18 protein-coding genes are annotated in these 22,855 nt (G+C 68.6%); 4 read left to right on the top strand and 14 right to left on the bottom strand.

The annotated features are described in order from the left end of the window. Positions 1-345 precede the first annotated feature (345 nt). Both CVV72_RS35620 and CVV72_RS35615 read right to left on the bottom strand, forming a co-directional pair. The gene (locus tag CVV72_RS35620; protein ID WP_255632368.1) at positions 346-3,618 is read right to left on the bottom strand and encodes a glycosyltransferase family 2 protein; all 3,273 of its coding nucleotides are present in this window, start codon (positions 3,616-3,618) and stop codon (positions 346-348) included. A gap of 133 nt (positions 3,619-3,751) precedes the next feature. Continuing rightward, the gene (locus CVV72_RS35615) at positions 3,752-4,135 is read right to left on the bottom strand and encodes a WhiB family transcriptional regulator (RefSeq protein WP_007028952.1); all 384 of its coding nucleotides are present in this window, start codon (positions 4,133-4,135) and stop codon (positions 3,752-3,754) included. Positions 4,136-4,306: 171 nt separating this feature from the next. Here CVV72_RS35615 and CVV72_RS35610 point away from each other — a divergent pair, with 171 nt between their 5' ends. After that, complete coding sequence (locus tag CVV72_RS35610; RefSeq protein ID WP_219154342.1) at positions 4,307-5,068, top strand: site-2 protease family protein; 762 nt, start codon at positions 4,307-4,309, stop codon at positions 5,066-5,068. On the opposite strand, the gene CVV72_RS35605 is transcribed toward CVV72_RS35610, so the two are convergent. From CVV72_RS35605 to mshB, 3 genes are read right to left on the bottom strand one after another with little or no spacing between them, the layout of a single operon-like run. Continuing rightward, on the bottom strand, positions 5,052-5,858 hold the full coding sequence (locus CVV72_RS35605; RefSeq protein ID WP_219148521.1) for a hypothetical protein: 807 nt from the start codon (positions 5,856-5,858) through the stop codon (positions 5,052-5,054). The two genes, CVV72_RS35610 and CVV72_RS35605, sit on opposite strands and share 17 nt — an antisense overlap. Further along, on the bottom strand, positions 5,851-6,258 hold the full coding sequence (locus CVV72_RS35600) for a hypothetical protein (protein ID WP_219148519.1): 408 nt from the start codon (positions 6,256-6,258) through the stop codon (positions 5,851-5,853). The genes CVV72_RS35605 and CVV72_RS35600 overlap by 8 nt, the downstream gene beginning before the upstream one ends. Then, positions 6,255-7,097: an N-acetyl-1-D-myo-inositol-2-amino-2-deoxy-alpha-D-glucopyranoside deacetylase gene (mshB, locus tag CVV72_RS35595; protein ID WP_219148517.1), complete on the bottom strand. Its 843-nt coding sequence runs from the start codon at positions 7,095-7,097 to the stop codon at positions 6,255-6,257. The genes CVV72_RS35600 and mshB overlap by 4 nt, the downstream gene beginning before the upstream one ends. Positions 7,098-7,294: 197 nt before the next feature. Between mshB and CVV72_RS35590 the strand changes: the two genes are divergently transcribed. Next, positions 7,295-9,073 carry an ABC transporter ATP-binding protein gene (locus CVV72_RS35590; RefSeq protein WP_167373543.1) on the top strand — a complete coding sequence of 593 codons (1,779 nt, stop codon included), beginning with the start codon at positions 7,295-7,297 and terminating at the stop codon, positions 9,071-9,073. A 327-nt stretch (positions 9,074-9,400) separates the two neighbouring features. Here the strand turns inward: CVV72_RS35590 and CVV72_RS35585 are convergent, their stop codons facing one another. From CVV72_RS35585 to typA, 5 genes are all read right to left on the bottom strand, one after another. After that, positions 9,401-10,333, bottom strand: a complete 933-nt coding sequence (locus CVV72_RS35585) for an ABC transporter permease (RefSeq protein ID WP_091598657.1) — start codon at positions 10,331-10,333, stop codon at positions 9,401-9,403. Continuing rightward, complete coding sequence (locus CVV72_RS35580; RefSeq protein ID WP_063277670.1) at positions 10,326-11,342, bottom strand: ABC transporter permease; 1,017 nt, start codon at positions 11,340-11,342, stop codon at positions 10,326-10,328. The genes CVV72_RS35585 and CVV72_RS35580 overlap by 8 nt, the downstream gene beginning before the upstream one ends. 180 nt (positions 11,343-11,522) lie before the next feature. Then, positions 11,523-13,328, bottom strand: a complete 1,806-nt coding sequence (locus tag CVV72_RS35575) for an ABC transporter family substrate-binding protein (RefSeq protein WP_219148515.1) — start codon at positions 13,326-13,328, stop codon at positions 11,523-11,525. A gap of 287 nt (positions 13,329-13,615) precedes the next feature. Next, positions 13,616-15,325 (bottom strand): ABC transporter family substrate-binding protein, encoded by a 1,710-nt coding sequence (locus CVV72_RS35570; protein WP_219154341.1) that lies wholly within the window; start codon positions 15,323-15,325, stop codon positions 13,616-13,618. Positions 15,326-16,243: 918 nt separating this feature from the next. Then, positions 16,244-18,166, bottom strand: coding sequence for a translational GTPase TypA (gene typA / locus CVV72_RS35565; protein ID WP_034305906.1), 1,923 nt, complete (start codon positions 18,164-18,166; stop codon positions 16,244-16,246). 195 nt (positions 18,167-18,361) lie between these two features. Here typA and CVV72_RS35560 point away from each other — a divergent pair, with 195 nt between their 5' ends. Beyond that, positions 18,362-18,520 (top strand): hypothetical protein, encoded by a 159-nt coding sequence (locus tag CVV72_RS35560; protein WP_007028942.1) that lies wholly within the window; start codon positions 18,362-18,364, stop codon positions 18,518-18,520. 7 nt (positions 18,521-18,527) lie between these two features. Here the strand turns inward: CVV72_RS35560 and CVV72_RS35555 are convergent, their stop codons facing one another. Then, positions 18,528-18,827, bottom strand: a complete 300-nt coding sequence (locus CVV72_RS35555) for a YciI family protein (RefSeq protein ID WP_219148513.1) — start codon at positions 18,825-18,827, stop codon at positions 18,528-18,530. A 278-nt stretch (positions 18,828-19,105) separates the two neighbouring features. Here CVV72_RS35555 and trpS point away from each other — a divergent pair, with 278 nt between their 5' ends. After that, positions 19,106-20,071: a tryptophan--tRNA ligase gene (gene trpS / locus CVV72_RS35550; protein WP_125673991.1), complete on the top strand. Its 966-nt coding sequence runs from the start codon at positions 19,106-19,108 to the stop codon at positions 20,069-20,071. 49 nt (positions 20,072-20,120) lie between these two features. Here trpS and CVV72_RS35545 read toward each other — a convergent pair whose 3' ends face one another. The 3 genes from CVV72_RS35545 to CVV72_RS35535 form a co-directional block, all read right to left on the bottom strand. Next, positions 20,121-20,510 carry a (deoxy)nucleoside triphosphate pyrophosphohydrolase gene (locus tag CVV72_RS35545; protein WP_219148510.1) on the bottom strand — a complete coding sequence of 130 codons (390 nt, stop codon included), beginning with the start codon at positions 20,508-20,510 and terminating at the stop codon, positions 20,121-20,123. Positions 20,511-20,693: 183 nt separating this feature from the next. After that, positions 20,694-22,022 carry an ATP-binding protein gene (locus CVV72_RS35540; RefSeq protein WP_219148509.1) on the bottom strand — a complete coding sequence of 443 codons (1,329 nt, stop codon included), beginning with the start codon at positions 22,020-22,022 and terminating at the stop codon, positions 20,694-20,696. Further along, the gene (locus tag CVV72_RS35535) at positions 22,019-22,747 is read right to left on the bottom strand and encodes a response regulator transcription factor (RefSeq protein WP_126737467.1); all 729 of its coding nucleotides are present in this window, start codon (positions 22,745-22,747) and stop codon (positions 22,019-22,021) included. Before CVV72_RS35535 ends, CVV72_RS35540 begins: the two co-directional genes overlap by 4 nt. Positions 22,748-22,855: the final 108 nt, after the last annotated feature.

Here is a 22,855-nt window from a genome sequence, read left to right as displayed (position 1 = left end):
GGGGGCGTCCCCAGCCCAGTGTATCGCGGAGCAGCGCCAGGACCTGCGGAAACGCGCCCCGGACCCCGAGTTGTCCACAAGGGGAAGGGGCTGTGGACAACCCGGGACCGCGGGGTCTTCGGCAAGGTTCCCAATGTCGCATTTGAGACGCTGAGCGACCCTAATGCGACATTGGCAACCCCGAGGCCTCCCAGTCGAAGGCTGGATGTCCCCAATGTGGCATTGGGGACGTTGAGTGTCCCCAATGCCACATTCGGGACACGAGCCGAAGCCCAGCCGACCGCCGCAATCCCCTTTGAGACGCTCAACGTCTCAAAGGGGGCCTTCAGGACAGCCGAGAGAAGCTCAAGAACGCCTCCGCGTAGGCACAGCGGTCAGCAGCGTGAACAGCACCGCCGCCACCTGCGCCAGCAGCAGCAGGTTCCGCGTGGTCCCCTGGTGCTCGACCACGACCTCCGAAGGCGTGGGCGGCACCGAGACCGCGACCTGGTGACCCCAAGCCCGCACGATCGGCACGGCTTTGCCGTCCACACTCGCCTGCCAGCCCGCCTCGAACTCCGCGGCCAGCACGAGCAGCCGCCCGGTCGGCCCTTCCGAGACGCGCACCCGCACGTCCGGCAGCCCGGCCTGCACCGGCGCCACCCCGGGCGACGCGCCGGGCGCGCCCTTCCCGGTCACGGCAGCCTGCGCCAGTTCCGGCGAGATCAACGCCACCTGTCCGCCGGCGGGCAGCAAACGCAGCACCGGACGCCCGTCCGAAGTCGGTGCCGCCGGAGCGACCAGGTCCCGCGCGAGTTCGGCGAAAGCACCACCGTCGGCGCCGCTCGGCAGGACGACATACGAGACTCCCGAGGCCAAAGCCGCCGCGAAGGCCTGTTTGACGGCGTCCGGCGAGCCTTGCAGAAGGTCCCGGCGCCACGAGGCGAGCCGATCGGCACTGCCCGGCGTCGGCGCGAACTCGTCGTCGCCGAAACTCGGCAACCGCCCACCGGTCTGCCGGGCACCATCCTGAACAGAACCGAGCACCAGCACCGAGCGGCCACTCGAAGCCAGCTCCGCGGAAATCTCCGGAGCCAGTGAAGGACGCTCACCCGCCCGCAACGGCCCTTCCCGTCCGGCGACCACCGCACCGGTCGCCAACGCCAGCAGCACGAGCACCCCGGCCACGGCCGTGACCTTCGCCAGCCACGGCGCGGGGTCGACCCCGGACCCGCCTCGCTGCCAGGTCGCCAGCACCGTCCACAGCAACCCCGCGCTGATCACCAGCAGCGGCACCCCGGCGTACCCGGTCGCGTGCGCGCCGCCCGACATCGGCGTCACCGCCACGAACCGCACCGCCACGAGCCCGAGTACACCCAGCACGACGACCGCGACACCGCCGGCCGCGCCCTTCGACGGCCGGACCACCAGCGCGACGATCGCGGCCGCGACCAGCGCCACCCCGATCGGCCACGCGCCGGGCCCGCCGGGGCCCAGTCCGGCGAGGTCGGCCCCGGACGCGGCCGTGGCGCCGCCGCCGAGCCCGTGCAACAGCAGTTCCGGATGCCGCAGCAGCACACTCGGCCACGGCAGCAGCAACGCCAGCGGCAGGAACACCACGATGCCGACCGACGCGATCCGCCGCGCCAGCCCGGTCGGCGACGGCAGGACCACGAAGCCGATCAGCAGCCCGACCAGCGCCAGCGCGTGCGCCAGCGGTGAGAAGGCGCCGATCAGCGCCAGGCCGATCGCGCTCAGCGCGGAAACGTGCAGCCAGCGCGAGTCCGCGCGGACCAGCAGCCCGGCGATGCCCGCGATCACCAGGGGCAGCAGCAGGTGCACGACGACGACGTCGACACGTCCCTGCGCGACCGAAGCAGTGGCCGCGGGGAGCACGCCATACGCCGCCGCGACCACGGCCCGGACCCAGCGACGCACGCGAAGGTGCCGCGTGGCGGCGTACGCGCTCAGAGCGGCGAGCGGGATGTCACCGATCAGCAGGATCGCGACCAGTGCCGCGGGCCCGCCGATCGGGGTGAAGATCGCGCCGAGCGTGCCCAGCACCGGCAACGTCGCGGGCGCGGGGCTCGCCGTCCCGCCCGCGATCGCGTGCCACGGCGCGAGATACGACGACCAGATCTCGCCGAGCCCGCCGACCGGCAGCAGCTTCCCGCCGAACAGGTCCAGCCCGAGCCGCGAACCGTTGATCACGAACGCGAGTGCCGTCAGCACCACGAGCATGAGCACCGGCGGGGCGAACACGGTCGCGCCCAGTACGCGTTTCCGGTCCACCTCGACGAACACGAGCTCGGGTTCCGGCCGCCGCCCGCCGTCCCGCGGCACCGGTGACGGTTTCGGCCCAGCCGCCGCGGGTTTCTCGGGAACCGCGACCGCGACGACCCCGCTGGGCCGCCTCAGACCTGTCCCCCGCGAGCCGACACCGCGCATCGCCCCCGCCGGCAGCGCGCCGGGACCGACCGGACGCTCCTGTCCGGCCTTCACCGCCTCCGGCGGGATCCAGGCCCCTTCCTGGTCGACGCTCTCCGGCACCGTCCCGAGGGCGAAATCCCGTTCGACGCCACGGCGGACCAGACCGACGACACCGGCGCGCACCGCGTTGCGCACCCGCGTCGCCCGGCCGGTGAAGAGTCCGCGGACAGGGCCCGGCCTGCCGGTCTTCCGGCGTTCGGCGCGGGCCACGCGCAGCCCGCCGCGGCCGCGCAGCAGGTACCAGGCGGCCGCGAGTTCCGCGCCCGCCTCCCCGGTGCGCCGCAGCACCAGGAACGCGAGCGCCCGCAGCACCGCGAACACCGGGATTCGAAAAAGGCCGAACCAAAAGGACAGTGGGGAGCAGTTGACGAGGAACACCCGCAGCCCGTGCGCGCGGTTCGCCGTCGCGAGGGGAAGCCCGAGGGCGTCCGGTTCGCGCTGTCCGGTGCTGAGCGCGCGAGCGTGCCGGAGCCGGGCCGCCGGTACCGAAAGCACCCGGCCGCCCGCGGCGTTGGCGCGCCAGCCGAAGTCGAGATCCTCGCGCAGCAAGGAAAAGCGGGGGTCGTAGCCGCCGAGGTCGTGCCAGACTTCTCGTCGCACCAGCGATCCCGCGCTCGGCACGGCGAGCACGGCGGTGTCGTTCTCGTCCGGTGAGACCTGCTGCCGGTGGCCGATGGCGTCGGTCGACAACCCGGCTTCGACGATGAGCCTCGGGTCGCTCCAGTCGACCGCGAGCGGGCCGAGCACCGTCGCCTCGGGCTCGTTTTCGGCCGCTGCCAACAGGTTTTCGAGACAGTCGGGTTCCGGCGCGCAGTCGTCGTGCAGGAGCCAGAGCCAGCCACCGGGATCACCCCAGCGTTCGACGGCGTGCTCGACGGCCTCGCCGACGGCGGCACCGAAGCCGACCTCACGGGAAAGTGTGAGAATTCCGTCCAAGACCGGCGCTTCGCCGACGGACGCCGCGTCGGCGAGGATCTTCGCCGTCCCGTCGGTGGAGCCGGTGTCGACCGCGAGGATGTGCCGCGGCCGGACTCCGCTGCGCCGCAGCGCGGAAAGTGCCAGTGGCAACCAGTTCTCACCGTTGTGACAGACCACAATGGCCAGTACGGGGACCGTGCGCAACACAGGTGACGCGGCAGTGCGGGACAACGGGCACTCCAGATGTGGCGGCGAAGTCGAGTGCCGCCACCCTACGACGCGACCCTGTCACCCGTTGGTGGCCCCACGATGTGGAAGCGGGCGTAAGCGATCTCCGGCGCGCACAGGCCACCGGAGATCGCCGTCACACAGCTCGCTTTTTCAGTTTCCTACGCTCACGTTCGGAGAGCCCGCCCCAAATACCGAACCGCTCGTCATGCGCGAGGGCGTATTCGAGGCACTCGTCCTTGACCTCGCAACCGAGGCAGATCCGCTTGGCTTCACGGGTGGAGCCGCCCTTCTCGGGGAAGAACGCCTCCGGGTCCGTCTGCGCGCAGAGGGCCCGTTCCTGCCAGTCCTGCTCTTCCGCGGAGGCATCGTCGAAAAGCTCGGTGAGATCGCCCAGTTGCTGCTCCGGGACCTCACCCCAACCCACGACTTGCCCCCATTCCCTTCCATCTGCTTCCAACCGCACGTCCGCCTCCTCGCTGTCCACGCACTCCCCAGGCTGGCGGTGTTGAAACACCATCCGCCGCCCCCTTCCAGCGACGAATGACATCACTGTGATTACACCCGTGTAGTGCGGTCAGGTCAAGCGGAGTAGCGAGTTCGGGGGATACCCGCGCCTCATCGCGCAAGGGGACACGCCGAGAACTTCACATCGGGCATACGGAAGACTGGAGGGGTGCAGAGATCAGCAGTGCGGCCAAGCCCGATCTTCCTCGGCATCCTCGCGGTCACCGTCCTGGGCGGTGTGCTGGCGGCTTTCGGTGATGCGACCACGATTTCCAGCCAGCAGTACGACCCGCTGATCATCGCCGGCGTGGTCCTGCTCGTCGCCGGCGGCTGGGTGGCGTCGCTGACGCTCCACGAATTCGGCCACGCGGTCGTCGCGTTCCGCGGCGGCGACCACAGCGTCGCCCACAAGGGTTATCTGTCCATGGACGTCCGGAAGTACACGGATCCCGCACTGTCCATCATCCTGCCGTTGGTATTCCTCATCATCGGCGGCATCCCGCTGCCGGGTGGCGCGGTCTGGATCGAACACGGACGCCTTCGGTCACGCGGGGTCCAGTCGTGGGTTTCGCTCGCCGGGCCGCTGAGCAACCTCGCCGTCGGTGTCCTGCTGACCCTCGTCGTCGCGCTGGTTCCGATGGCGTCCGGTCTCGTGATCGGGCTTTCGTTCCTGGCGCTGCTTCAGATCGTCACGTTCATCCTGAACATCCTGCCGATCCCCGGCCTCGACGGCTGGGGCGCGATCGAGCCGTACCTGTCGCCCGGCGCGCGGGAGTTCGGCGCGAAGGCCCGGCCTTGGGCACCGATCGTGCTCTTCGCCGTGCTGTTCCTCGTGGACGGTGCGAGCCGCTTGCTGTGGCAAGGGTCCTTCGCGATCTTCGACGCCGTCGGCGGATTCAAGCTGGCCGCCATGTACGGCCAGGACGCGTTCATGTTCTGGAAGTGAGCTCGCCCTCGGGGTGCTCGGTGAACCATTCGTGCGCCCGCTTCCAGACGCGTTTGAGGCCGGACCGCTCGCCGAGGTAGTCGCCCGCCATACCGACGACCGGCAGCTTCCCGAGCGCACGGTGGAAAAGACGGCCGCGAGGCCGCTTTTCCAGTTCGTCGACGATGCCGAGCAGGCCCCGGCCGAGGCGCCACAGCGTGCCGGCGGCCGCCTTGAAGGTGACCTTGCCGTGCTTCTTCTTGGCGTCGTCGATCTCTTCGGTGAGCTTCGCCGCTTCGTCGTCTTCGGCAGCCTTGTCGTGTTCGGCGTGTTTGCCCGCCGCGATCACCGGGTCGATGTCGCGTTCGAAGAGCACCCAAGCGATCAGCCGGACCCGTGCGCCGACGTCGGTCACGCCGTACTCCCCCGCGATCGCGCACAACAGCACCCCCTGCGACGCCGAGCCGAGCGCGTCCTGCACGGGCAACCGGTCGGCGAGCGCGCCGCCGAGACCGGGGATCGCGGTGATCAGCGCGGTGACCCGGCCGACCCGGTTCACCCACCAATGGGTCCGCTGGTAGTTCGACATCTCCGCCCAGGCCGCGGTGCCGGGCACCTTGACCGACGTGATCCCGTCGAGCAGTTTGTCCTTCAGTTTGGGCTCGACGCCGTCGAGATCCTCGTGACGGCGTCCCCTGGCCTGGAGGCCGAACGGATCCGCGTCACGCAGCGCGTCGACCATCGGCCCGCACGCGCGGACGAACGGTCGCAGCACCGCCACGACCTGACGGTCCGAAATCGCTTCACCCATCGCTAGCTCCCTTCGCCGCCCTGCCGAGACCGCCACCCAGCGCCAAGGCCCCCGGCAGCGCCCCGCCGCCGATCAGCAGCAAGGCCCGCCAGTCCTGTATCAGCACCAGATCACCACCGGGGCCGGTCACGCCCATCACGAGTACGACTAGTACCCAGACGAGCAGCGGAATCACCGAAAAGGAGGGCCGCACCACTTTCGCGGTCGTCCGCACCAGCAGCGGGGTGGTGATCACCGCGAGCACCACGGTCACCGGCATGGGCGCGTCACCGAGCTTCGGCAGCACGATCCCGTCGAGCCGGAGCGGCAGGAAGAACAGTTCGAGCAAGCCGAGCAGGAACGCGTCGAAGGTCAGCAAGGCCAGCAGCAGACGCTGCCGCGAGGTGAGCGGCGGGTTCACCTCGCGAGGCCCCCGAACAGATCGGCCGCGGCACCTTCGGCCGGTCCGTGCGCGAGCACGAAGTACTCGTGCGGGGTGATCGGCTGCGCGATGTCGTTGCTCAGCGCGAAGTGATCCGCGAGATGCGGCGGAGCGGGCACGCTGACCTGGGTCTCGTGCGCCCGCAGCGCGGCCGCCTTCGCCGGGATGTGCGCCCCGACGTCGACGACGGTCGTGATGGTCTCGTCCGGCGTCACCGGCAGCTCGCCGTCTTCGGGGACCCGGAACGGAGAGCGTCCGCGCAGCGCGGCGAGGCCCGCCGCGACGGCGTCGCGGGAGGAAACCGTGTGGAAGACCCGCTCGACCGACGCGGCCTTCGGCGCCGCGGCCATCGTGACCTCGTGCGCGCGGATGTGGTCGGGGTGCCCGTAACCCCCGAAGGCGTCATAGGTGACGACGACCTGGGGCCGGACCTCGTCGAGGATCTCGGCGAGCTGAGCCGCCTGTTCGCCGAGGTCGCCGCCGGAGAACGCCCGCGGATGGGCCGCGGACGGCGTCCCGGCCATGCCCGAGTCACGCCAGCGCCCGATGCCGCCGAGATACCGGTGCCGCGTGACGCCCAGCGCCGCGCAGGCCGATGCCAGCTCGCCCGCGCGATAGCCGCCGAGCTGGTCCGAAGCCCACGAACCGAGACCGTCGAGGGAGGGCGGGATGATCTCGCCTTCCTCACCGAGCGTGCACGTGACGACGGTCACTTCGGCGCCTTCGGCGGCGTAACGCGCGATGGTGCCACCGGTGGTGATGCTCTCGTCGTCCGGATGGGCGTGCACGAGCAGCAATTTGGGCAGATCGGAGATCACGGCTTGAAGACTAATTCGAACACGGCGCGCTTTCCTTTATAGGGTGTCGGGAACGGAAGCCGGAGAGGACCGACCTTAGTCGGGCGACTCTCGGTTATCCTCGCGCACGTCCGAGGCACTCTTTACCGCCGAGGACGCGTTGACACCGTCACGGGCACTGCGCCGTGACCATATGTACCCCCACGAAGGGCATCTTGGTGAGCACTGAAGCAGCATCGTCGGACCTCGGCGGCGTGTCGGGTTCGGTTCTGTCCATCTCCGACCTGAGCGTCTCGTTCCCGACCGACGAGGGCGTGGTCAACGCCGTCAAGGGCATCGGATTCGACGTCAAACCGGGTGAGATCGTCGCGGTGGTCGGTGAGTCCGGTTCCGGCAAGTCGGTGACCTCGATGTCGGTGCTCGGGCTGCTCCCGAAGACGAGCCGGATCGCGGGCGAGCTCCGCCTCGGGGACCGCAACCTGGCCGATCTCAAGGAGAAGGACCTCCAGAAGATCCGCGGCAACCAGGTCGCGATGATCTTCCAGGAGCCGATGACCGCGCTCAACCCGGTCTACACCGTCGGCTGGCAGCTGCGCGAGGCGCTCCGTTCGCACCAGGACATCTCGAAGGAAGCCGCCGACAAGCGCGCCATCGAGCTGCTGGAGATGGTCGGCATCCCGAACCCGCCGCTGCGCTTCAAGCAGTACCCGCACCAGCTCTCCGGTGGTCTGCGGCAGCGCGTCGTCATCGCGATGGCGATCTCGTGCGACCCGAAGGTCATCATCGCCGACGAGCCGACCACGGCGCTCGACGTCACCGTGCAGGCGGAGATCCTCGGCCTGCTGCGCAAGCTGCGCGACACGCTCAACACCGCGATCGTGCTGATCACGCACGACATGGGGGTCGTCGCGGACCTCGCCGACCGCGTGGTCGTGATGTACCAGGGCAACATCGTCGAAGAGGCGCCGGTGCGCGACCTGTTCGCGTCGCCGTCGCAGGAGTACACCCGCAAGCTGCTCGCCGCGGTCCCCGTGCTGGGCCAGCGTCCGGAAGGCCGCCGCCTGCTCGAGGAGGGCATCTCCGCCGACAGCGACGAGGCCACCAAGATCGCCGAAGAGATCCGGCTCGAGGACTCCGAGCTCGCCGCGGTGATCGAGGAGAACGCGCCCGCGCTCGAGATCAAGAACCTCGTGCTGGAGTACCCCGGCCGTCGCGGCCAGGCGAAGAACCGCGCGGTGGACGACGTCTCGCTGAGCATCGCCAAGGGCGAGATCGTCGGCCTGGTCGGCGAGTCCGGTTCCGGCAAGTCGACCGTCGGCCGCTGCGCGATCCGCCTGCTGACCCCGACCTCGGGCACCGTGTCGATCGCGGGCAAGGACATCACGAACATGTCGAACAAGGACCTGCGCCCGCTGCGCCGGTACTTCTCGATCGTGTTCCAGGACCCGGCGTCCACACTGGACCCGAAGATGACCATCGGCGAATCGATCGCCGAGCCGATGGTGTTGCACAAGTTCCTGCAGGGCAAGGCCCTGAACGAGCGCGTGGCGTCCCTTTTGGACAAGGTCGAGCTCGGCGGCCACTACCGCAACCGCTACCCGCACGAGCTGTCCGGCGGCCAGCGTCAGCGCGTCGCCATCGCGCGGGCGCTGTCGCTCGACCCGGCGCTGCTGATCGCGGACGAGCCGACCTCGGCGCTGGACGTGTCGGTGCAGGCGCGGGTGCTGGACCTGTTCCTGGACCTGCAGCGCTCGCTGCAGTTCGCCTGCCTGTTCATCAGCCACGACCTCGCCGTCGTCGACCTGCTGGCCGACCGCGTCGCGGTGATGCAGCACGGCAAGCTGGTCGAGGTCGGCACGCGTGACCAGGTGCTGCACTCGCCGCGCGAGGACTACACCCGTCGTCTGCTGTCGGCCGCCCCGGTCGCAGACCCGGTGCTGCAGGCCGAGCGGCGTGCGGCCTGGGAAGCGGGCAAGCTGGCCCCGGTGGCCGACTGACCCTCAGAGGTACACGAAGGCCCCCTTCGCGGCGCTGGACGCGGTGAAGGGGGCCTTTGTGCATCTGGACGCCACTCGCGTGTCCAGAGGCGTAACTCGCGTGCTTGAAGGCGCCATTCGCGTGCTTGGAGGCGTAACTCGCGTGTCTGGAGACGAATGTGCGAGTTACGCCTCCAAGCACGCGAGTTGCGGCTCTGATCACGCGAGTTGCGGCTCCCGGCCCGTGAACTCGCCAGAGAGGCCTGGCAGCAGTGCCCTGAAGCGCGTGAAGGCCCCCTTCCCTCGGCTGAGCCGAGGGAAGGGGGCCTTCATGCGCTGAAGAGGGCCTTACGCCTTCTGGCGGCGCTGCCGCGGGTCGAAAGCGTCCCGCAGGCCGTCACCGATGAAGTTGATCGTCAGCGAGATCAGCACCAGCACGACGAACGGGCCGAAGAACAGCGCCGGCCGCGCCTGGAGCTGCGCGTAGTTCTCGAGGATGACGCGGCCGAGCGAAGTGTCCGGCAGCTGCACCCCGAGCCCGATGAACGACAGTGCCGCCTCGATCAGCACGGCCTGCGCGATCGCGAGGGTCGCGTTGACCGTGATGAGGCCGACCATGTTCGGCACCAGGTGCTTGAACACGATGTGGAACGTCCCGGCGCCGGACGCGCGGGCGGCGTCCACGAACTCGCGCTGGGACAGCGACATCGACTCGGCCCTGGCGATACGGGCGATCGGCATCCAGCCGAAGGCCGCCAGCACCATCGCGACGATGTACCAGGTACCGCCGCCGAACACCTTGGCCAGGATGGCCGCGGCCGCGATCTGCGGGACGATCAGGAACAGGTCCGTCACGCGGGAGATCGCCGAGTCGGTGAAGCCGCGAAGGTACCCCGCCATGGCACCGAAAACGGTTCCGATGGTGGTGGCGACGAGCGACACGATGAGCGCGATCAGCAGCGAGTACTGGGTGCCGCGCAGGATCTGCGACACCATCTCCTTGCCGACCTGCGTCGTGCCCAGCGGATACTCCGCGCTGGGCTTGGCGAAGGACGGGAAGGAACTGTCCTCGTAGCTGTACGGCCAGAAGATCGGCATGATCAGCACGGTCAGCACGAGCAGCAGCAGGACCGCCGTGCAGATCATCGCCAGCTTGTGCCGCAGGAACTTGCGCAGGACCAGCTTGCCCTGGCTCTGCGGCTCGGGCAGCGCCTCCGCCGGGAGCGCGCCGTCGGCGGGCTTGGAACCTTCCGCCGCGATAAGGGAGTTCAAGTCAGCCAACGCGAATCCTCGGGTCCAGGATGCCGTACATCAGGTCGGCGATCAGGTTGGCGACGATGATGCTGCTGGCGATGAGCACCAGCCACCCCATCATCACCTGCGTGTCGCTCTTGGTCACGGCTTCGACGAGCAGCTTGCCCATGCCATTCCAGTTGAACACCGTCTCGGTGATGATCGCGCCCGAGAGCACGGCACCGAAGTTGACGGAGAACAGCGTGGTCACCGGGATGAGCGCGTTCCGGAAGGCGTGGCGGAAGATGACCCGGCCGTTGGCGAGTCCCTTGGCGCGCGCGGTCCGCACGTAGTCCGCGTTCAGCGTCTCCAGCATCGAAGCGCGCTGGAACCGGCTGTAGGCGGCGAAGCTGATCGCCATGATGGACAACGTCGGCAGCAGATACGCGCCGATGTAACTGGCGAGGAAACCGCCTGGACCGTCGAAATTCAGCGATTCCGGGCTCGTGGTGCGGATCCACGGGTTACCGAGCACATCGGACAGTCCCAGGTCCCGGACCCAGCCGTTGAACTCGATCGCGTAGCGCTTGAGCACGATGGCGACACAGAAGATCGGCATCGAGAACAGCAGGAAGGCCAGCGTGGTGGCGATGTAGTCGATGATCGAGTACTGCTTGACCGCCGCGACCACACCGACGAGGACGCCGAGCACGAGCGCGAGGATCTCGGCGCCGACGACGAGCTTCAAGGTGACCTCGAACGCGGCCATGACCTTCGGGAACACCGGGGCCTGCGCGTTGCCCTGTGCGATGGAAACGCCCCAGTCGCCGGTGACGAAGTTGCCGAGCCAAGTGAAGTACCGGGGCACGATGCTCTGGTCCAGCCCGAGCTGCGAGGCCATCTGCGCGATGGCTTCCTTGCTCATGGCCGGGTTGCTCTTCATCTCGGCGAGCGGGTCACCGGTGCCGGCGACCATGACGAAACACAGGAAAGTCCCGACCAGCAGGACGGGAATCGATATCGCCAGACGGCGAAGAATGTAGATCACCAGGTTCAACGAACTGCTCCTCATCCGGGCCTGGCCGCCGAAGTGCTGGACCGCTGCCCGGTTGTCCACCGTAGTGGCGGTAACCCTACGGTCAACAGCTACTTCCGGCGGGTACGGGGCCCGGCTTTTGGCCGGGCCCCGTACCACCAGGATCGCGTAAGCGAGTGGTGAAAAAGCGGGGCGGAAGCCCTACTTCTTCTGCTCCCACTCACCGACGTTCCACAGGACACCGTTGTACGACTGCATGTAAGTGCGGTCGATGCCCTTGAACGCCCACATGGACGGGGTCTGGAACAGCGGCAGCGTCGCGTACTCGTCCGCGATCGCCTGGTCGGCCTTCTGGTAGTTCTCCAGCTGCACGGCCTCGTCGGTGGCCTTCACGGCCGCCTCGAAGGACGAGTCGATCGTCGGGTTCGACAGGCCCTGGTAGTTCTGGCTGCTGTCGTCGACCCGGGTGATGTAGATCGACTTCTGCTCGGCCTTGAACGGAGCGGCGGACCAGCCGAAGAGCGCGGCGTCGTAGTCGCTGGCCGCGAGACGGCCACCCTTCAGGAAGTTGGCGTCCTGGTCGTCCGTGATCTCGATACCGGCGGCCTTGGCCTGCGAGATGATGATCTCGACGGTCTGCTGACGGCGGGTGTTCTGGTTGTGCGAGATCTTGAACGACGCGCGCTGGCCGTTCTTGGCGAAGATGCCGTCGCCACCCTTGACCCAGCCGGCGTCGGTCAGCGTCTTGGCCGCGGCCTCGGCGCCCAGACCGGCCTTGCTGCTGTACAGGTCCTTGAAGCCCTGCTCGCCCGGCATGAACACGATGCTGTTCAGCGGGGTCGCGTCGGCCTGGACCTCCTTCAGCAGCTTGTCGGTGATCTCCTGGCGGTTGACGACCTCGAAGAACGCCTTGCGCAGGTCCTTGTCCTTGAACATGCGCTTGTAGTTGAGGTCGATGTGCTCGAAGGTCAGCTGCGAGGCCGAACCGTAGGTGATGCCCTGGGCGGCGAGGCCCTTCATGGTGTTCGCCGCGGTGGCGTCCGGCTGGGTCGAAGCGGCGATGTCGATCTCACCGTTCTGCAGCGCGGTCGCCATGGCCTTGGTGTCCTCCATCGCCTTCACGACGATCTTGGAGGGGCCACCCTTGCCACCGATCCAGTTCGGGTTCTTCTCGAGCGTGACGGCCTTCTGGTTGGCGTCGAACGCGGTGATCTTGTACGGACCCGAGGCCGGCATGACGTCGGCCTTGAAGCCCTTGAACCCGTTGGTCCAGAAGTCACCGGCCTTCGCCAGCTGGGCCGCGTCGCTGGTCGGGGTCAGCTTGGTGATGTCGGCGACGCCCGAGTTCTTCTCGACGATGTGCGCGGGCATGATCGCGGTCGAGTTGAACAGACCCTTGTAGTCCAGGTACGGCTCGGTGTACTTGGTCTCGAAGGTCAGGTCGTCCTTACAGGTCGCCTGGTCGATCAGCTGGTAGCCGGTCGTCGAAGCGGCGAGGAAGGCCTGCTTGCCGTCGGAGGTCTTCGCCTTGCCGGAGTGCGCCAGCCACGACAGGTACATGTCGTCGCAGTCGAACGCCTCGTTGTCCGACCACTTGACGTTCGGCTTGATCTTGTAGACGACGGTCTGCGGCGCCTTGGAGGTGACCTCCCAGGAGTCGAACACGTCGTTGTTCAGCAGCACCTTGTTGTTGCCGTCGAGCACGTCGGCGCCCGCGAGCACGGCGGTCAGGATGTAGGTGTTGTACGACGTGTTGGTGTCGGGCGTGTCGTTGTTGTAGCCCGAGTACCCGTCGTCGATACCCACGGTGACGGTGCCTTCGTACCCCGGGGTGTCCGCGAGCTTGAAGTTTTCGCCGTTCTGCGCCTTGCCGGTCGCCATGCTCTTGATGTCGGTCGACGACCCGTTCGGGTCGGTACTGCCGCTGTCGCCACCGCTGCATGCGCTCAGCACAAGCGCGGAGGCCGCGACCAGCGACCAGGCGGAGACTGCCTTGGACTTCCTCATGAAGTGTGCCCTCCTAGCACTGGGTTCCTGAGATCGGAACAGGACCCCACACCGCTCCGGTGAGATGGCCCGGAGCCTATGACACGCCAAGCAACACTCATTTGGCGCACTGCGGGTGCACGCTAGAAAGGAAATGCACGAACAGTCACCAGTTACGGGGCGATCGTGACCAAAGGGTAACTTGCGGCTGACATCAAGAAATACAGCGGTTACCTTGAGGAATCGGTCCACCACTCGAACGTGCCGGGAAAGGTCACCCTCCAGGGTCCGACTCGGCCGCGAAACGGCTACTTCGGACCCCGTGTCCAGTTCACCGCGGACCCGAAAGGGCCCACCATAGGAGGACCTGCGGTTACTCCGGAAATACCAGAGCCGATGGCGAGGGTATCGGCCAGCTGGAACAACGGAATGGCAACATTCCGACGCCACAATTCCGGTTCCAGGGCCGAAAGCGTGTCGGCCACCGGGGTGGCGCCGGTCAGCGCGGCGTCGATCGGGGCCTGCAGGGCCGGATCGCAGAAGCCCAGCGGGTTCCCCGGGACGACGGCCTTGGTCTTGTCGGTGAGCTGATCGGGGCGGCAGCCGAAGGTGGACGCCAGTACCGAAGCGACGTCCGCACCGCCGGTGACCTGGCCGATCACCGCGATGTCGATGCCGACGTTGCCCGCGCCCTCCGGGGTCGTCTGCTGGATCCCGTTGAGCACCGGCATGGCCAGCATCGTCGAGAAAAGCTCTCGCGGCTGCGGGGCGATCGCGTTGACCTCGATCCCCGCGGCCACCAGTTGCGCCGTCAGCTCCTTGGCGATCGTCGCGTACGGCTCCTGTTTGGCGGGCGAGGCCACGACCAGCGAAAGGTTCTTCCCGTTCTTCCGCCAGGTGCCCGCTTCCTTGGTGTATCCGGCGGATTTGAGCAGTTCCTCGCCCTTGGCGGGATCCGCCGCCGACGGCGGCCCCGGGGCCGGGATCGTCGGCTGGAAACCGGGCGCCGACGGGACGCGGACCTGCGCGTCGGCGCGGAGCTTGTCGGACGGGCCGCCGTCGGTCGCCTCGGTGATCAGCTTGCCGCGGTCGATCAGCGCGGTGACCCCTTCGCGCACATTGGGATCCGACAGCGTCGAGCTCACCGGCCGCAGGAGGATCTGCGCGACCGTGGGCCGCGCGACCGTGTGCAGTTGGACGGCGGAGCCGAGTTCGCCGAGCCGTTTGAGGCCGGTGCCGTCGGTCCTGGTCATCGCGAACTGGTCGTTGCCGCTGCGCAGGGCGGCCAGTGTGCCGTCCTGGTCGGCCGCACGGAGCACGATCCGGTCGAGGGCGGAGGGTTTCTCCCAATAGCGCTCGTTGCGCTCCAGGGTGATCTCTCCGCGCGCGGTGTCGAGGCCCTTGATCGAGTACGGGCCGCCGACCGCGGGGAACGTCGTCGCCAGCGCGCCCTGCCACCCGTTCGGGGCGTCCTTGAGCAGATGCGCGGGCAGGAGGTTGCCGAAGAGCGTCTGCCAGCCCGGATACGGCTTCGCGAAGGTGACCTCGACCCGCTTGCCGCCTTCACGCGATTGGATGTCCGAGATCAGCCGGTAGCCGGCGGCGCCGATGACGCCCGGCTGGTCGCGCATCGCCTCGCGGAGATAGGCGAAATCCTCGGCGGCGATCGGCGCACTGTCGGACCACGAGGCGTCCGGGCGGATCGTGTACGCGACCGTGAACGGCTGCTGCGAGACGACCTCGGCGGACTTCATCAGGTTCTTGTCCAGCTCGAAGCTGCCGTCGTCCTTCGGGCGGAACACCGACGGGAGCAGCAGCTGCGAAAGCGCCGACGTGACCTGGGAAGCGTCGGCGAGGTTGTGCGGGTTGTAGCCGCCGAGGACGTCGTCGACCCCCACGACCACCTGCGAAGGCGTCTTCGTGGTCGACGTGCTCACCGGGGAGGCCGACGAGCTGACCACGGGCGGGGGCGGGGTGTTGCTGCAGGCGGCGAGGAGCACGGCCGCGCACGCCAGCATGGACGCCGCTGTGGTCGGTGACCGCACGCCTTGATCCTCCCGGTTCGTCCCTCGCCTGGTCGCCATAGAGCTATCACGCGCGCCATGGCCTCGGCAGCGAGATTCCCATATCGGCCCGGTCGTCGCCCGACCGGATGCCGTCCTCCTCCGGTGGACGTCCGGGAGGCCACCGGGGTTCCTGCCGGGCCGAGGCTTTTCGGAGGCGCCGGGGCACGCTCGCTCCACAATCGGTTCCGCAAACCCGGAACATTCCGGAACGGCCGCCGGAATGTTCGCCACCGCACGATTGATGACCGAAACGATCGCGACCGCGAGTCCTATCCGGACGCATTTAGGGACTTTTGTTTCGCGCCCGTCCGGATCCGCGTTCTCGGCCCGGCACGCGCGACCGCTCCGGCGTCCTTCCGTCCGGGGTGTTCCGGTGTTGTGAACACCGTCCGAAAAGGAGTCCGGCTTTCCTTCGAAATTGTCGGGAAAGGACCTTTCTTTAACGAAGAACGCCCGGCCGAATACGGTGCGTGACCAAACGGGGACGCGGAAACGTCGAAGGGCGCCTACTCACGGTGAGTGAGCAGACGCCCTTCGACGTTGGGAGGGCACGTGTGATCCGACGGACGACACAGGTGATCGAGTGGACGACACACGTGTCCAGCCGGACGCCTCCGAGTGCCGTCCGTCGGATCACGCGTGTCGTCCGTCCCATCACACGTGTCGTCCACCCAGTCACGCGACCGATCGGTACAGGGGTCGTGAGTGGCGATTCGGGCTGGAACCAACCGTGTCCTATGCACCTACTGGTCCGGAGTCCGTGAAGGCCTCCTTGAGGGACTCTGGGTCCCTCAAGGAGGCCTTCACGGACTTGGGCACAGCGTCGGGGTAGAACCCGAAACGTCAGTCACGACCCACCTCGGCCTCTGCTCAGCCGCGGTTCTTGTTGCGGTTGCGCTCCTTGGCGCGCTGGTTGACGTCCAGCGTGACCTTGCGGATCCGGACGACGTCGGGGGCGACCTCGACGCACTCGTCGACGGAGCAGAACTCCAGCGCCTCCTCCAGGCCCATCTTGCGCGGACGGGCCAGCGTCTCCATCACGTCGGCGGAGGACTGACGCATGTTGGTCAGCTTCTTCTCCTTGGTGATGTTGATGTCGAGGTCCTCTGCACGCGGGTTCTCGCCCACGACCATGCCCTCGTACACCTCGGCGCCCGGCTCCACGAAGAAGGTGCCGCGGTCGGCCAGCTGGATCATCGCGTACGCGGTGATCGGGCCGGACCGGTCGGCGACCAGCGAACCGGAGTGACGGGTGCGGATCTCGCCCGCCCACGGGAAGTACCCCTCGAACACGTGGTTCGCGATACCGGTGCCGCGGGTCTCGGTGAGGAAGTCGGTGCGGAAGCCGATCAGGCCGCGCGCTGGGAGGACGTAGTCGAGCTTGATGCGGCCGGTGCCGTGCCCGCCCATGTGCTCCATGCGGCCCTTGCGAGCGGCCAGCAGCTGCGTGATGCCGCCGAGGTGCTCCTCCGGGGAGTCGATCGACAGCCGCTCGAACGGCTCGTGCAGCTTGCCGTCGATCATCTTGGTGACCACCTGCGGCTTGCCGACGGTCAGCTCGAAGCCCTCGCGGCGCATCTGCTCGACCAGGATGGCCAGCGCCAGCTCGCCACGGCCCTGGACCTCCCAGGTGTCGGGGCGCTCGGTCGGCAGGACGCGGATCGAGACGTTACCGATCAGCTCCTGGTCCAGGCGCGCCTTCACCAGGCGGGCGGTGACCTTGTCGCCGCCGCTGCGGCCGGCCAGCGGCGAGGTGTTGACACCGATGGTCATCGAGATGGCGGGCTCGTCGACGGCGATCCGGGGCAGCGCCTCCGGGTTCTCGACGTCGGCGAGGGTGTCGCCGATGGTGATCTCCGGGATACCGGCGATGGCGACGAGTTCGCCCGCGCTCGCCTCGGTCGCCGGGACGCGGGTGAGCGCCTCGGTGACCAGCAGTTCGGAGATGCGGACGTTCTGGATGGTGCCGTCCTCGCGCATCCACGCCACCGTCTGGCCCTTGCGCAGGCTGCCGGAGTGGATGCGGATCAGCGCGATCCGGCCGAGGAAGTTGGAGGCGTCGAGGTTGGTGACCAGCGCGCGCAGCGGGCCTTCGCGGTCGGCGAAGGGCGGCGGCACGTGGCGCATCAGGGTCTCGAACAGCGGGTCGAGGTTCTCGCTCTCGGGCACCGCGCCGTCGGCGGGCTGCTCGAGGCTCGCCTTGCCCGCACGCGCGGAGGCGAAGACGACCGGCAGGTCGAGGATCGCGTCGAGGTCGGCGTCCTCGATGTCACCGGCCAGGTCGAGCAGGAGGTCGTGGGTCTCTTCGACGACCTCGGAGATCCGGGCGTCGGGACGGTCGGTCTTGTTGACGACCAGGATCACCGGCAGGCCGGCTTCGAGGGTCTTGCGCAGCACGAACCGGGTCTGCGGGAGCGGGCCCTCGCTGGCGTCGACCAGCAGCACCACCCCGTCGACCATGGACAGGCCGCGCTCGACCTCGCCGCCGAAGTCGGCGTGACCGGGGGTGTCGATGACGTTGATCGTCACCATGCCCTCGTCGGTCTTGCGGCGGATGGAGGTGTTCTTCGCGAGAATGGTGATGCCCTTTTCCCGCTCGAGCTCCCCGGAGTCCATCACGCGATCGACGAGTTCGGCGCGTTCCTCGAAGGCGCCGGACTGCCGGAGCATCGCGTCGACGAGGGTCGTCTTGCCGTGGTCGACGTGTGCGACGATGGCGACGTTGCGCAGGTCGGGCCGGGTCTTGCCGGACGAGCGGCCGGCATCGACTGCGGTGGCGCTGGCTGCGGGCACGCGAAGGCTCCAAAGGGTTTCAAGTTCGGGTGTGGTGCCCACGCTCGCGCGTTCGAGACACGCCTGGCCGACTTTGGCCATACGCGGACCACACCAGGATACCGGTAGCCCGACTGTGAGCAGCCCCACGCCCCCAGATCGGTTAGGCTCACCTAACGTGTAGAGGTCGCCGACACGGTCGGACAAGGAGCGCGAGTGGGCAAGAAACTACCTGACGACCCGCACAAGCTCGTGCGCAAATGGATGAAGTCCGGCAAGGTCAAGAAGAAATGCTGCCGGTCGAAGTCGAGATGCGGAAAATGCCCCGTCCTCGCCCTGAAAAAGGCGAAGACGAAGATCGCGAAAGCCGCTTAGAAGATCGTCAATGCACCACCGCCTCGTTGATCGCCCGCAGTTCCGGCGCGGTACGGGTCGGCGAGAACTCGATCACCTCGTAGGCCGCCATGTGCTTGATCGAGAAGGGGTCGGTCGCGAGGATCGCGTCCAGCTTTCCCCTGGCCATGGGCTTGGTGATGATCACTCCGCCGATACGCGGGTTGCGCCTGCCGGAGGCGAGGAAATTACCCTGCTCGTACTGTTTGGTCAGCCAGTCGGCATGATCCGGGAGCACGTAGTCGATTTCTTCGATGGGCGCGGTGTAGGTCAGCAGGACGACGAACATGTGTCGAAGGTAGACCCGCATCGCCAATATGACGGGTGTACTGCCCCGGCCGATATGAAGTGTTGACGATTCATGCCCGTAATGAGTGATCCGCGCCCGCCTTTCCGGTTGCGGTAGGCTCACCGGCATGCGCGCGCAGAACGCCCAGTGGTGGCCGCCCTCCGGCGGCCCCGAAGTCCTGCGCTGAACCAGACGAGCGCACCTCCAGGCCGCCCCACCGGGCGGCCTTTTTCGTGCCCGGACCCTGGGGCGGCCCGAATCCGGAAGGAAGAAGGCAGATGATCAGGTTGTCCGGGATCACCCCGTCCGGCCACGTCCACGTCGGGAACCACCTGGGGGCCATTCGGCGCTGGGCGGACGAGGGCGGGCCGGACGACCTGTACTTCGTCTCCGACCTGCACGCCATGACGAACGCGCACAATCCGGCGAAGCTGCGTTCGATGGCGTCGGAGCAGCTGGCCGTGCTGATCGCGGCCGGGATCGAGCCGGACCGCGTGTTCGTGCAATCCGACATCGCCCGCGAGCTGGGCGCCCTCAACTGGGTACTGGAGTGCACCTGCAACTACGGCGAGGCCGCCAGGATGATCCAGTTCAAGGAGAAGTCGAAGGGCAGGGCCGGGGTCCGGCTGTCCCTGCTGACCTATCCGGTGCTGATGGCGGCGGACATCCTGCTGCAGGGCGCGGACGAGGTCCCGGTCGGCGAGGATCAGCGGCAGCACGTCGAGCTGGCGCGAACGCTGGCGAAGCGGTTCAACTCCACCTACGGCGACGTGTTCACCATGCCGAAGGCGGTGCTGCCGCCCGCCGGCGCGCGGGTCATGGACCTCGCCGAGCCGACGCGGAAGATGTCCAAGTCGACGAAGGAAGAGGCCGGGGTGGTCTTCGTCCTCGACGAGCCCGACCAGGTCCGGCGGAAGGTCAAGCGCGCGAAGACCGACGGCGGGTCGAAACCGGCCTACGCGCCGGAAACCCGGCCGGGGATGGCGAACCTGCTCGACATCCTCGCGGCGTGTGTCAGGGAGAAGCCCGAGGACCTCGCCGACCGGTTCGACTCCTACGGCCAGGTCAAGGAGGCCGTCGCCGAGGCGCTGATCGAGGAGCTGCGGCCGGTCCGGGACCGCGCGCTGGCGCTGCTGGCCGACCCCGGCGAGCTGGAGCGGGTGCGCAAGGCGGGTGCCGTCCGGGCGGCGGAACGGGGTGAGCACCGGCTCCAGTCCGCGCTGCGGCTCATCGGCGCCGGCTGAAGTTCCGTGAAGGCCTCCTTCCCCACTTTCAGGGTAGGGAAGGAGGCCTTCACGGACTTGCGAGCAGGGTGTGCAGGGCGGGCAGGAGGACGCGGTCGGCGGGCAGCCAGTCGAGGTCGTCGAGGTCGCGCGCGGAGATCCAGCGGACGTCCTTGTGCTCCACGGCTCGCGGCTCGTCCCCCGCACTGACCAGGGAGGCGGCGTAGATCCGCAGCACCTTCCCCTTCGGCAGCGGCACGTCGTCGCCGACCCGGCCCGCGACCGTCACCGCGACGTCCAGCTCCTCCAGGCATTCCCGCGCCAAGGCGGCTTCGTCGCTTTCGCCGTCCTCGACGCGCCCGCCCGGCAGTTCCCATTGACCGGCGTGGTCGGCGGGCCAAGCCCGCTGCTGCGCCAGCAGCTGTCCGTTCCGCACGATGGCGGCGCCCACGATCACCACGCGCTCACCCTACGACCGCGCTCGCCGCTCGCGAACGGCGGTTTCGCGTGATCAGACGGACGACACGCGTGATCAGACGGACGACACTGCCGAGGGAGGGTGTGTCGTCCATCCAGTCACGCGAGTCGGCCTTCTGATCACGCGTGTCGTCCATCCAGTCACGCGTGAGGCGGACCGAATCACCTACCGAGGCCGCGCCGCCTGCCAGACGACCTGGAAACGCGCCCCGCCATCGGGGGACTCACCGACGCGGACGCGACCCCCTCGGCGCCGGACGGCCTCGGCGACCATCGCCAGCCCCAGCCCGGTGCCGCCGGACGATCGGGCCCGCGAATCGGACACGCGGTAGAACCGGTCGAACACCCGCTCCCGGTGCTCCGGCTCGATACCCGGACCGTCGTCGTCGACCACCACCCGCACGGTGGACCGCGCCGCGAGCACCGACACCACGATCTGCCCCCGCGCGTACCGGCAGGCGTTGCGCAGCAGATTGCTCAGCACCAGTTCGACCTCGGCGTGCGTGGCCAGCGCCCACGCGCTCCCGACCGTGCCGCTCACTCGGATCTCCGGCGCGCCGGCGGGCATCCGCGCGACCGCGGCCCGTACCTCGCTCACCAGCTCGACGGGTTCCGCGGGCGGGACCTCCCCCGCGTCCGACCTCGCCAGCGCCAGCAGCCCGTCGAGCAGGGCGGAGAGCCGTTCCGCCTCCTCCAGGATGTCGGCGAGCGTCTCCTGTGAGAGGTCGGGATCGGGATTGGCGACCGCGACCTCGGCCTGCACGCGGATCGACGCGACCGGCGACCGGAGTTCGTGCGCGGCGTCCCCGGTGAACCGGCGAAGCCGTTCGGCACCTTCCTCCTGTCGCGCCAGCAACGCGTTGAACTCCTCGGCCAGCGCGCGGAGTTCGTCGTGCGAATCCGGCAGCGGCAGCCGTGCGCCCGGCGGGAGCGCCCGCACCGACCCGCGCATCCGCGCCACCGGCCGCAACGCGAACCGCACCAGCAGCCACGTCGCGATCCCGGCGCCCACCGCGCCGACGGACGCGACCACGAACAGCCACAGCCCGCCGGAGTGCACGGCGGTCGCGAAGCCGACCAGGCCCGCACCCGCCACGACGAGCCGTTGCTGTCCGTCGGGGGCGGTGACGACGGTGCCCGCCCAGCGCCAGCTGTGCTCGCCGCCGGTCGTGACCGGTTCGCCCGCCTTCAGCGCGCGGACGTCCGCGGGGCCGAGGTTCGCGGGCGGGAGGCCGTCCACCGGGACGCCGCCGGTGTCGAGGACGCGGACGGTCACCGCCGATCCCGACGGCGTCCGCCCAGCGGCGACGTCGGCCTTCGCGGTGTTCAGCCGGCCACTCAGCTCGTCGTCGACCGAGCCGATGAGCAGCGGCTGGAGATTGTCCCCCGCGACCGCCGCCAGCCCGAGCAGGAAGCCGAGCGTGACCGTGGCCGTGAGCAGGGTGATCCGGACCTGGAGCGAACGGCGGCGCCACCAAGACGGCGAGCCGATCACCCCTGTCCCGCCGGGGCGATCACTTCGTCGAGCTGCGGGTCCGAAGCCAGGTAACCGTGTCCGCGCACGGTCCGGACCAAGGCACCCGCGCCGACCGCGTCGAGTTTGCGCCGCACATAACCGACGTAGACCTCGACGACGTTCCGGGTCGCGGCCTGCTCGTCACCCCAGACGGCGCGCAGCAGCTCGTCCTTGGTGACGACCGTTCCCGCCCGGCCCGCCAGCACCTCCAGCAGCGCGAACTCGCGAGGGCTGAACGCCACTTCGACGCCGTCGTAGCGGACTTGCCGCAGGCTCCGGTCGACTTCGAGCGCGCCGATGCGCAGCGGCCCGCGGATCGCGTCCGGCGAGGCCCGCCGGAGCACCGCGCGCACCTGCGCGACCAGGACGACGAACGAGAACGGTTTGACGAGGTAGCCGTCGGCGCCGAGGTCGAGACCGTCCGCCTGGTCGACCTCGCCGTCCTTCGCGGAGATCATCAGCACCGGCGTGGTGACACCGAGCGCGCGCAGGCGTTCGAGCACGCGGTAGCCGGAAAGCCCGGGAAGCATGATGTCGAGCAGGACGACGTCGAAGGAGCCCGTCTGCGCGAGCCGCAGGCCGCTGGGCCCGTCGGCCGCCGTGACCACGTCCATGTCCTCGGCGCGCAGCCCCCGCTGCAACGCCTTGCGCACGCCGGGCTCGTCGTCGACCACCAGTACTCGAGGTTTCACGTCCCTCATCATTCACGCTTCGACCAGCTCACGCGCGACCTCTCAGCGCCATCTCAGCTCCGGCGGCGGAGTCTGAGTGGTGTCTCAGCGTTTCCGGGGAAGCGTTGTCGCCAAGACCCG

The sequence above is a fragment of the Amycolatopsis sp. TNS106 genome (assembly GCF_019330265.1).
Taxonomy (GTDB): Bacteria; Actinomycetota; Actinomycetes; order Mycobacteriales; family Pseudonocardiaceae; genus Amycolatopsis; species Amycolatopsis lurida.
This window is presented reverse-complemented; position numbering and strand designations above follow the sequence as displayed.

Bases quoted from the DNA above. Each gene is read 5' to 3' on its own strand.
- trpS (WP_125673991.1), top strand. From the start codon at position 19,106: ATGATCAGGTTGTCCGGGATCACCCCGTCCGGCCACGTCCACGTCGGG.
- CVV72_RS35605 (WP_219148521.1), bottom strand. From the start codon at position 5,858: ATGGGTGAAGCGATTTCGGACCGTCAGGTCGTGGCGGTGCTGCGACCG.
- CVV72_RS35555 (WP_219148513.1), bottom strand. From the start codon at position 18,827: ATGTTCGTCGTCCTGCTGACCTACACCGCGCCCATCGAAGAAATCGAC.
- CVV72_RS35615 (WP_007028952.1), bottom strand. From the start codon at position 4,135: ATGGTGTTTCAACACCGCCAGCCTGGGGAGTGCGTGGACAGCGAGGAG.
- CVV72_RS35575 (WP_219148515.1), bottom strand. From the start codon at position 13,328: ATGAGGAAGTCCAAGGCAGTCTCCGCCTGGTCGCTGGTCGCGGCCTCC.
- CVV72_RS35535 (WP_126737467.1), bottom strand. From the start codon at position 22,747: ATGATGAGGGACGTGAAACCTCGAGTACTGGTGGTCGACGACGAGCCC.
- CVV72_RS35570 (WP_219154341.1), bottom strand. From the start codon at position 15,325: ATGCTGGCGTGCGCGGCCGTGCTCCTCGCCGCCTGCAGCAACACCCCG.